Below are 9,268 nucleotides of genomic sequence, written 5' to 3' on the forward strand. Positions count from 1 at the left end.
CTGATACCAAAAAGGCCTGAATCAGGTTTCTTCGACTGCGTGCCTCAATAATGTATGCGTATCAGCACTTATACTTATTGACTTGGTTCTTTCCAGTCACCTGCCTGGGATCAACATGACCGGTTATTTATCTCTCTCAGATCAAACAGTCTGTCATCATATGTGGTCTGCTATCCTCTCCGGTTTCTCTGATTCCCCGTCACAGAGTAGAGTTGTCAGGTTTCTCCTCGAGAACGGATTCGGGGTAAATGAAGAAGGGAGGATCTGTTGTAACACCATCCCGGTAGCATCAACCCAGATCGGTCAGCAGGTCGGGGTTGATCGGCGGGTGGTTGACACTACTGCAAAGCGCATCCTGGAGTCCCAATACCGGGATATCTTCCTCGCGATGCGTGCGACCCCCGATCTGACCCTTATCGCTGACAAACTCTCGTTATCGGTCATCACTATCCTTCCTGATGATGCTACCAAAACAGGAATTGTGGATGCCTGTATCCATGTACTCTCATCTCATGGTATTGGTATCAGGCAGATCTTTGTCACGGATCCCCTTCTCTCTGAAGACCCCAAACTGGTGATCATCACCGAGTGTATGATTCCGGCATCAGTTATCGAAGACCTCAGGGCACTGCCGGTGGTACGGCGGCTGATCCTCTGATCAACACAAAATAAAACTATCACACGGATTCAGGGGAGTTCTCTTCCACCCGCGAGCCGTTCAAGTTCATCAGCGAGCGTAGTAAACCTGAGTTGAACTACCTGGGGGAATTTCCTGATTGAAGCATTGAGTTCTTCCCGGGTACTGATCCGGGATCCCTTCACCAGGTTATCAGCATGGGCTACGATCTTCTCTTCAATCGTTTCAGGCAGGCGATCTTCATCAGCAAGCCCGAACCCCACCCGTTCACTCCCGTTCAGACCGGCACCTATATGTCGTTCCACGATCTTGCAGATTGCTGGTGAAAATTTCTTTTCTTTGCAGATTCTACCCCCGGCATCGGCATGATCCATCCCGTGGGTTTCAGATCTTCCGATATCATGAAGCACAGCTCCGGCAGCCACAAGATCCCGGTCCACTGGTATCATGCCGGCAGCCAGGATCAGATCTGCGATCCGTACTGCAACCTCACGTACCGTCAGGCAGTGTGATATTACGTTGGATTCGCAGCCTGTTTCTTTGAGATACCTGATGTATTCGTCCCCGGGCTCAGGCATACCCGAGTGTTTCCTTCATCCTTGAAATTCGCCGTGCCAGCGCATCCACGAGGGGATCATTGTCAAAGTGAGACATCTGTTTTTCACAGACACCACAGACAAACTGGCTGTCCATTGCATCATAAAAGGTGGTGACATTCCCACATTCTTTACAGATGTAGAAATCGTTCTGCTCCTCGTAATAGTGACGCTTCTTCAGTTTTTCAAGGATAATTTCCATATCCTTTGCTACCGCATCATAGATATTGGAGAGTTGCAGATTCCACAGATAGGTCAGCCAGCCGGTTTCGTTATTCTTGATTCTCCGGTATCGTGCCAACCGGTGCTCATACAGAGTATAGAGCGTGTTCCTGACTGAGTTCAGATTGATCTCGGTCAGTTCAGCCAGTTCTTCGTCGCTGTACTCTTTTCCTTCAGGAAAGCGGCGGATCAGGTTCATCCCTTCGTCCCCAATCATCCGGTGCAGGTACGCTACGATCGCCGGCTCCTCGAGCAGCTCTTCTACGGTGACCATCAGCCTATATATTGGAATACTGTTCTGATAGTTTTATCCAGTGCCATCCTTGCAGATGACTCATCAGTTCCCTCCCCGAATACGCTGATAACCGCATCTCCAGCCTCGAATTCTGCCGGGGGAACAGGGATGTCTGCCACATCCGGAATGAGGTATGAGAGATCGGTGCTGATGGTCAGATCCCGGGGAGCAAAAAGGATCTGTCTGATGCAGGTTCGTTCCCCCTCCGGTACAACGGCAGGAAGAATCCCGTGGCAGGCATCGATATGCATCCGCACCAGGTTACACCCGGTAGCACACTCGATCGTATCGAGTGTTGCAACGAACCGGGGGTTGATCTCAATGGGGATGATCCGGTCATCAGTGACCAGGAAATCCACCCCGACTACTCCTTTGCATCCGCTTGCTCCGGCGATCTCTTCAGCCATTCCGCGCATCATCCCGGTAAGAGGGTGTCTGAACGGGGTCACCGATCCACAAAACCCATATCGCGCCTCATCACCTCCCCTCAAGATCTGAAGGTTTGCCGCAACTGCACGTGCCCTCCTCCCATCGGCAACACAGCAGACCGAGGCCGGAATACCGGGTGCAACCTCCTGGAGCAGATATGGCTCGTCCAAAAAGAGGCTCTTCCACCTCCTGATATCCTCATCACAGGTAACCAGAGCGTTCCTCCATCCCCCTGACCCTCTGCATGGTTTGAGCATGGCAGGGAAAATTCCCTGAGCCACACGGGAAGGGGCCGGAAAGCCGTGTTCCTCAAAGAACTGTTGTGTCTTTTCCTTGTCAAGAAACCGTGCAGCAGTGTTGGGATCGGTCCCGAGGATCGGTGCCGGAAGGCCAGTGAGATCTTCTGCACCTGACGTCGTAATAACCGCATCAACCCGATATTCAGTACAAAACCTGCGGATGATATCTGGAAGTTCGATAAGTTCCTCAAACCTGGCACATGCTATGGTGATATTCCTGAGATCCTGATCGCAGAAGTTATCGATCGCACAGACCTCAAGTCCGGCTCTGACCGCTGACGCAACTACATGCCTGGTGGAGAAACCGGCAACCAGTATCCTCTGGATTACTCCGGTCATTCTTCAGGCCTTATCTCTTCGACCAGTTTCCCTTCTTTGCATGGAACGACCCTGACTTTGGCGTTCGGGAATTTCTGAACAAGTGCATCTTTGCCCATCAGATGATCCAGAAATATGGCCATGCTGGAGATCTCTGAATGCGGCTGATTACTGACCGCGACATTGTAGTCAGCAAGATGGTATACCTCACCCGGCACTTTTTCAGCGCCGACTACCACCAGGATCTTCACACGGGTCAGGATCTCCTCCTCAACATCCGGAAGGTTCAGCCCGAACATCGTAAGATGTACCACCGTTCCTCCGGCTTCCTTCCAGTGCCTGATGCAGGAATGCCATCCGACATCATTCTCGACAAAGAACTCCCCGCCCCACCGATCACCGACATCAAGTATACTTTTTACGATTCCGGTATCATTTGAAGCTAGGTACATTCCGGTTGCACCAAGTGCCCGTGCTGTCAGACCGACATGGGTAGTAACCCGCTGGTCACGCTGCGGGCGGTGTCCGAGTCTGAGTATTGCTACCTCTTTCATGGTTTCATCGCTGAATCTGCATGCTTTGCATCTGCTGGCTCTACGCTGGTCTGTTTCACCTTTACAACTCCGTTCTCGATGATGATATCTGAAAAAGGATCCTGGTTCATCCTGCTGGTAATCAGGAACTCCTCAAATGAGCAGACACGGTACCGGTCAGCCCGGCATTCCACAAGGAGGGTTTTTGTAAGCCTGCTGAGTGACTCCTCAGCCAGAGTCCGGGAAAACCCGCTGTGCTCACATATCTCTTCGATTGTGCAGTTTTTCTCCCTGGCAATGATATGATAGAGGATCCAGTCGTATTCTTCTGCTCTCACGCTGGGAGAATATTGGTATGAATGGTAATTAGTTCTTGATGTACGTCTGGTCATCAGAGCATGACCTGGAAAATAACTGAGGTCATGAGAAAGGGTATGAGTTGGGGAGCAGAGATCAGAGCATGCAGATCAAGAGAGCATCCATAGTACTGGTCCTCCTCCTCTTCTGTCTGGCAGGACTTGCCGGTGCAGAAGAGACCAGCACCAGTACAAAAGAACAGTTGATCCATGTTTCAGGAAACGGGATCGTCAAGACCACCCCTGACCGGTGTGAGATATCCTTCTCGGTGGTGACAAAAAATCCAGATGTAAAAGCTGCTCAAAAGGAGAATGCCAGAAAGATGGATACCGTGATGGCAATGTTAAAGGATCCGTCAAAAGGCAATCTTACCTCCGCGGAGATCAGTACCAGTTCATACTCGATATCTGAAGTGTACAGTCCTGATGACGCACTCAAAGCAAAATTTGGAGAAAATGTAACCATCTATGAGGTCTCCAATACCGTCACCATCGAGACATCTGATCTCGAATCTGTCGGGGATCTCATCGATATGGCAGTATCAAACGGTGCAAATGAAGTAAAATCACTCCAATTTACCCTGAGCAAGCCGAGGACTGCGGAACTGCGTAGTGAGGCTCTCCGTATTGCCGTGGAAAAGGCCAGGGCAGATGCCGATGCGGTAACGCTTGCGATGGGCTGTGGTGTCGGGTCTGTCCATGAGGTTACCGTTGAAGACAGCTACAACCCTCCGGTATATTATAATCAGGATATGCGGAGTGCGAAGATGGTTGCCGCAGGCCCGTCAACCCCGATTGAGCCGGGGAGTGTTGATGTATCTGCACAGGTCTCTATCGCATACATGATTGTCTGATCTGAAACCTGTGACAGAACCAATACCTGCGTCATTTTTTTAAGTAAGCAGACAATTCATCTGTACCGGTATCCGGATCGCATTTTCCGAATTGGCAGGATCATCATGAGCATGATATCAGGTCTTCGACTTGCAGGGTTTTTGATTGTCCTCATCGTAGTAAATGTGGTATGTATCTCTGGTGTTATTGCAGGAGATTCATCCCAGAATGATCATCCGGATGCGAAGATGAACTCATCCCTTGATTTTATCGGGGGTGAAGGACACGATCATCTGAACACGCTTCTCCTCCTGGCTCATGATCTTGGACTAAATGACTCGTATGGTTCTGAAGGAGGAACTGTCTTCTCAATGGTTGATGAGTCCCTGACTCAGATCATTACCGGACTCTCTGCTGGTGATTATGAGGGATTTATGGACATTCCACTTATCAGGGAGACCTTTGAGTACCTCAATCTCAATCCTGCAGACGTAACCGTGAACTATAATGACGTGGATGGTTCACTGGCAGCGATTGATACCTATTCATCCCGGTATGAACGCCATTCAAATGTTTCCTGACTGTTCAGCAGGTCAGATAGGTTAATTGAGGGCAACATCAAAGATCGTTCTGAGTTCAGGTGATAGATTCACTGATATCAATGCTTTTTCCCGATTATCAGCCGGGCAGAAGGGGGTCTTTCCTTATCAGGAGAAAGATGGTTCTATCGTTGATTCTGCTCATCCTAATTCTGGCTCTCTCCTTCATCCAGTTCAACTCCCGGGAGATTCTGACTTCGTATAATGAGATCGAAGAGGCTGAGATGAATCTCACGCTTCAATCAGTACGGGATATGATCGTCTCCTCTGCAGATGTACTCGGGAAAACAACTCAGGATTATGCGAAATGGGATGACACTGCCCAATATGCCCTGTCTCCTGGTGGTTCATATATAGAAAGGAATCTGCAGATCTTTTCCCTTAAAAATCTGGGAATCACCTATGTAGCAATCCGTGATTCCCAAGGAAAGATTCTTTACCTGAAGCAGTATGATCCAGATACCTATACCGAAATATCTCCTGTATTTTCCCCTGATGATCCCGCATTTCAAGGAATTGATACGGATGGAGGGGCATCACTGCTGTATGCGAACGGAACTCTGCTCCTGATCTCACAAAGCAGGATAAGCAATTCATTAGCAACAGGTTTTCATGCTGGAGATCTCATATTCGGCATTCCACTTCAGCCGCTTATTGATCAACAAGGTCGTGATCTCAACCTCGCATTTTTACCGGTACAGGTGATCTCACCTGAGGGTTCTGACAGTACGATCTCTCAGTATATGTTCTCCTCCGGAGTAGTCTCCTCAATTGGGGAACAGAATGATACCCGGATCTCCGGGTTACTCACCTTTATGGATCCCTCCTCCTCTTCCCGTCTCCAAGTCTCCATCTCCCGGGATAAAAAAGTGTTAGCCCAAGGTAGATCATTTGTTGCAGTATATTTCTGGCGTTCAGTACTGTTCTGCACGGTTGCGATAACATTCGGGACTATCGTTATCCTCCTCCTCTTCCGAAGGCATGACAAAATTCGTTCACTTATCACTGTTCAGGAGCGGGAACTGGAAATGCTGCGGGAGAGACGTGAAATTCTGGATAAATTTCATCAGGCTCTTGATAATTATCTTCCAACCGGGATTGAAAGTGATCAGAACATATCACTCATCACCACAACTGCAGGAACCCTGCTGGGAGCCGAAGCTGCTTTTTACACCAGGTTTGAAGATGGAGGGTACTCCCGGGTATGTTCGTGGCCGAAAGCAGATGATCCAGTACATGATATTATTGCCGGTTTTTTGCCAGTGCAATCCGGTTTATTTGGGTCTGATACAACGGCCTTTCACGCTTCTCTGTCAGATGAAAAGGAACAGGTACTTGCATCATCGTATCCCCGTGCCTGTCAGGTAATCTCTCGCCAGATCATGGCAGGAGATACCCCTGTCGGGGATCTTACCCTTTTTCTGTCAGGTGAAAGTCAGATAAATGAAGTAAATCAGTTGATTCTCGATCTGCTGGTCCATGCCCTTACCGGTGAAGAGGCCCGGAGAAGTACGAAAATCGCCTTCAAGAACCGTGATGCCGTGTTGGAGGCGATAGGGTACTCAGCAGGACGGGTAATTGGGGATTTAAGCATCTCGTCAATTATTGAGATCCTGCACAAATTTGTACTACAAATCGGTGTCAGTGAAGCTCATGTCTTTGCCTGGAAGACAGGAGCCGGGAAAAACCCGATATTATCTCATGATTATGTCTGGGCTTTAGAGACCGGCAGAGTCTCATCTGATCAACTGGAATGGTATGACCTCCTCAATAGCCCGATCCGTTCCTGGCTCTTTGATGCGAATCGTCACACCATTATTGCCGGCCCTGCTGATACCTTCCCTGCAGAGCATGAATATCTTGAAAATCACGGAATAAAATCAATTGCCCTGATTCCTTTTCTATCCCCGGGGGATATCGGGGGAGCATTGATCCTGGTAGACCGGGTCAGAAAGCGCTCATGGCATGGGAGTGAGCTGGAAACATTACGGATCGCTGCTGACCTGCTGATGACCACTATTGCGAGGATTGAACGCGAAGAAGAACATGAACGGCGCGAGGAGAACTTCCAGCAGTTCTTTGATCATCTGAATGATTTTGTGTTTATCCTTGATACTGACGGAAGGATTATCACGGCAAATTTCTTTGCACAGCAGGAGATCGGGATCAAAGCGTCAGATCTGAATGGGATCCGTCTGTCGGGTCTTTTTACCTCACGATGGATGGATGAACCGCGTACAGCAGAAGGGTATAATGTGGTTTCAGGTCTGGAACGGACTGCAGTGCTTCTCACCATTGAAGGGAAAGAGATACCGGTTGAGATGCGGTATCTTCCAGGGGTATGGAATGGAAGTCAGGCAGTATTCTGTATCTGCAAAGATATCACCCATCTGAAGCGTTCTGAGCACAAGTTTGCAACTGCATTCCGATCCAGTCAGGTACTGCATGCAATCTGGAGTCTTCGTGATGGTCGTCTCATCGATGCGAATACCACCTTTTTTGATACAACTGGTTTTTCACGAAAAGAAGTTTTGAATTCAGGAAAAAAACCAGGATATGGGATTATCGATCCTGATCAATTCAGACAGATAAAAGATGTCATTATTACTGAGGGATCCGTCCGTGATCGGGAGATCCAGTTGTATACTAAAACCGGCGGAGTACGACTGGGTTCATTATATGGTGCCCTAATAGAGATCGAGGGGGATCCCTGTGTTCTCTTCTCGGTCGTGGATATCACTGATCGTAAACGGGCTGAAATCAGGATTCAGTCTCTGTTACAAGAGTTGTCCGCATCCAATCAGGGACTGCATGATTTTGCCCATATTGTGGCTCATGATCTCAAAGATCCCCTGCGTGGTATCTATACCCTGGCCTCCTGGATCGGTGAGGATTATCATGATAACATTGGATCCGAAGGCCAGAAGTATGTCCAGATGATCACCGATCAGGTACAGCGGATGTATCAGTTAATTGATGGGATCATGGCGTACAGCCAGGCTGGTATCGCCCGGGAAGAGAAAGTTCCGGTCGATGTCGGTTCTGTTATTCAGGAGGTGATTGATATTCTCACGCCTCCCCCTTCGGTAACCATCAGGATTGAGACCGATATGCCTGTTCTGGTAGCAGAACGGACAAAAATACAACAGGTGTTTCAAAACCTTATCGGGAACTCCTTAACTCACCTGAATCGTGAAGACGGAGAGATCTCTATCAGGGCTTATCAGGGTAGTGGTGAAGATCCGTTACATGAAACCGGGACATCTGAAGAGGCCTGGTCAGGATCTTCTGATCTATGGACTTTTGAGGTTTCAGACAACGGTCCTGGCATTGATCCCGCTCTGCAGGAGTCAATTTTTGAGATATTCCGGTCATATCCTGCTCCTGGTGCGAAGAAGAGTACGGGAGTGGGATTGTCCATTGTGAAGCGGATTGTTGAAACGTCAGGTGGATCAATATGGGTTAGATCATCACCGGGAACCGGGACTTCTTTCTTCTTCACGTTTGGAAACTCTGGCGAAGCCTTGCATGAAAACGTAGAACATGAGGGGAGATCTGATGATTAGGATCCATTACATTGAAGATAATCTGATCGATCAACGTGCACTCATGCGGGAGGTTCAGAAGTATAACCTTCCGTATCAGATTGACCTCTCCTCTTCCCTCACCGAAGCACGGGAACGCACGCAACACTATGATCTCATCCTTTGCGATTATTTCCTTTCAGATGGTACGATTCTTGACATCCTTCCTTCCCTGATTGATCATACCCCGGTCATTGTACTGACTGGTCAGGCTGATCTGAACAATGCAGTTACCGCTTTAAAACTTGGAGCGAAAGATTATCTGGTTAAGGATCCTGAACGGCAGTATCTGAGCATCCTTCCGATTCAGATTGATAACCTGATCTGGAATCAGCAGATCGAGCGGGATCGCCGGTGGTTGTCAACCCTCCTCTTTTCCATCAGCGGTGCCATCCCCTTTGGTATATACCTGTACGAACCTGAAACCGGGAAAGTTGCATACGCCAATAAAGCTTTTTTTACGCTCTGGAATCTGGCTCATAATGAGGACCAGCCTGTATCATATACCCATACCCAGATATCCGGCCATATCAGTATGATGGTTGAACCTGATTCTGTCGGGGGGC

At 48.7% G+C, this 9,268-nt stretch carries 10 protein-coding genes; 5 read left to right on the top strand and 5 right to left on the bottom strand.

Annotation, left to right across the window (positions count from 1 at the left end; translation table 11 throughout):
- Positions 1–115: 115 nt before the first annotated feature.
- On the top strand, positions 116–658 hold the full coding sequence (locus LUQ50_RS10205; protein WP_300039731.1) for a regulator of amino acid metabolism, contains ACT domain protein: 543 nt from the start codon (positions 116–118) through the stop codon (positions 656–658).
- 29 nt (positions 659–687) lie between these two features.
- Here the strand turns inward: LUQ50_RS10205 and LUQ50_RS10210 are convergent, their stop codons facing one another.
- The 5 genes from LUQ50_RS10210 to LUQ50_RS10230 are packed head-to-tail and all read right to left on the bottom strand — an operon-like array spanning position 688 to position 3,721.
- Positions 688–1,215, bottom strand: a complete 528-nt coding sequence (locus LUQ50_RS10210; protein ID WP_300039732.1) for an HDIG domain-containing metalloprotein — start codon at positions 1,213–1,215, stop codon at positions 688–690.
- Positions 1,208–1,729, bottom strand: coding sequence for a TFIIB-type zinc ribbon-containing protein (locus LUQ50_RS10215; protein ID WP_300039733.1), 522 nt, complete (start codon positions 1,727–1,729; stop codon positions 1,208–1,210). Before LUQ50_RS10215 ends, LUQ50_RS10210 begins: the two co-directional genes overlap by 8 nt.
- Positions 1,729–2,817 (bottom strand): ATP-grasp domain-containing protein, encoded by a 1,089-nt coding sequence (locus LUQ50_RS10220; protein WP_300039734.1) that lies wholly within the window; start codon positions 2,815–2,817, stop codon positions 1,729–1,731. Before LUQ50_RS10220 ends, LUQ50_RS10215 begins: the two co-directional genes overlap by 1 nt.
- The gene (locus tag LUQ50_RS10225) at positions 2,814–3,350 is read right to left on the bottom strand and encodes a tRNA (cytidine(56)-2'-O)-methyltransferase (protein WP_300039735.1); all 537 of its coding nucleotides are present in this window, start codon (positions 3,348–3,350) and stop codon (positions 2,814–2,816) included. Before LUQ50_RS10225 ends, LUQ50_RS10220 begins: the two co-directional genes overlap by 4 nt.
- Entirely contained in the window at positions 3,347–3,721 is a 375-nt protein-coding gene (locus LUQ50_RS10230; RefSeq protein ID WP_300039736.1) for a hypothetical protein, read from the bottom strand. The genes LUQ50_RS10225 and LUQ50_RS10230 overlap by 4 nt, the downstream gene beginning before the upstream one ends.
- 68 nt (positions 3,722–3,789) lie before the next feature.
- Between LUQ50_RS10230 and LUQ50_RS10235 the strand changes: the two genes are divergently transcribed.
- From LUQ50_RS10235 to LUQ50_RS10250, 4 genes are all read left to right on the top strand, one after another.
- On the top strand, positions 3,790–4,539 hold the full coding sequence (locus LUQ50_RS10235; protein WP_300039737.1) for an SIMPL domain-containing protein: 750 nt from the start codon (positions 3,790–3,792) through the stop codon (positions 4,537–4,539).
- A 105-nt stretch (positions 4,540–4,644) separates the two neighbouring features.
- On the top strand, positions 4,645–5,100 hold the full coding sequence (locus tag LUQ50_RS10240; protein WP_300039738.1) for a hypothetical protein: 456 nt from the start codon (positions 4,645–4,647) through the stop codon (positions 5,098–5,100).
- 137 nt (positions 5,101–5,237) lie between these two features.
- Positions 5,238–8,684, top strand: coding sequence for an ATP-binding protein (locus LUQ50_RS10245; RefSeq protein WP_300039739.1), 3,447 nt, complete (start codon positions 5,238–5,240; stop codon positions 8,682–8,684).
- Positions 8,677–9,268 (top strand): response regulator (locus tag LUQ50_RS10250; protein WP_300039740.1); only part of this gene is annotated, 592 nt, incomplete at its 3' end. The genes LUQ50_RS10245 and LUQ50_RS10250, both read left to right, overlap by 8 nt.

Origin of the sequence: Methanospirillum sp. (genome assembly GCF_028679455.1) — an archaeon.
Lineage (GTDB): Archaea > Halobacteriota > Methanomicrobia > Methanomicrobiales > Methanospirillaceae > Methanospirillum.

What these genes read in the sequence shown, in the direction of transcription:
- LUQ50_RS10205 (WP_300039731.1), top strand. Translation starts at nt 116, where the DNA reads ATGACCGGTTATTTATCTCTCTCAGATCAAACAGTCTGTCATCATATG.
- LUQ50_RS10210 (WP_300039732.1), bottom strand. Translation starts at nt 1,215, where the DNA reads ATGCCTGAGCCCGGGGACGAATACATCAGGTATCTCAAAGAAACAGGC.
- LUQ50_RS10215 (WP_300039733.1), bottom strand. Translation starts at nt 1,729, where the DNA reads ATGGTCACCGTAGAAGAGCTGCTCGAGGAGCCGGCGATCGTAGCGTAC.
- LUQ50_RS10220 (WP_300039734.1), bottom strand. Translation starts at nt 2,817, where the DNA reads ATGACCGGAGTAATCCAGAGGATACTGGTTGCCGGTTTCTCCACCAGG.
- LUQ50_RS10225 (WP_300039735.1), bottom strand. Translation starts at nt 3,350, where the DNA reads ATGAAAGAGGTAGCAATACTCAGACTCGGACACCGCCCGCAGCGTGAC.
- LUQ50_RS10230 (WP_300039736.1), bottom strand. Translation starts at nt 3,721, where the DNA reads ATGACCAGACGTACATCAAGAACTAATTACCATTCATACCAATATTCT.
- LUQ50_RS10235 (WP_300039737.1), top strand. Translation starts at nt 3,790, where the DNA reads ATGCAGATCAAGAGAGCATCCATAGTACTGGTCCTCCTCCTCTTCTGT.
- LUQ50_RS10240 (WP_300039738.1), top strand. Translation starts at nt 4,645, where the DNA reads ATGAGCATGATATCAGGTCTTCGACTTGCAGGGTTTTTGATTGTCCTC.
- LUQ50_RS10245 (WP_300039739.1), top strand. Translation starts at nt 5,238, where the DNA reads ATGGTTCTATCGTTGATTCTGCTCATCCTAATTCTGGCTCTCTCCTTC.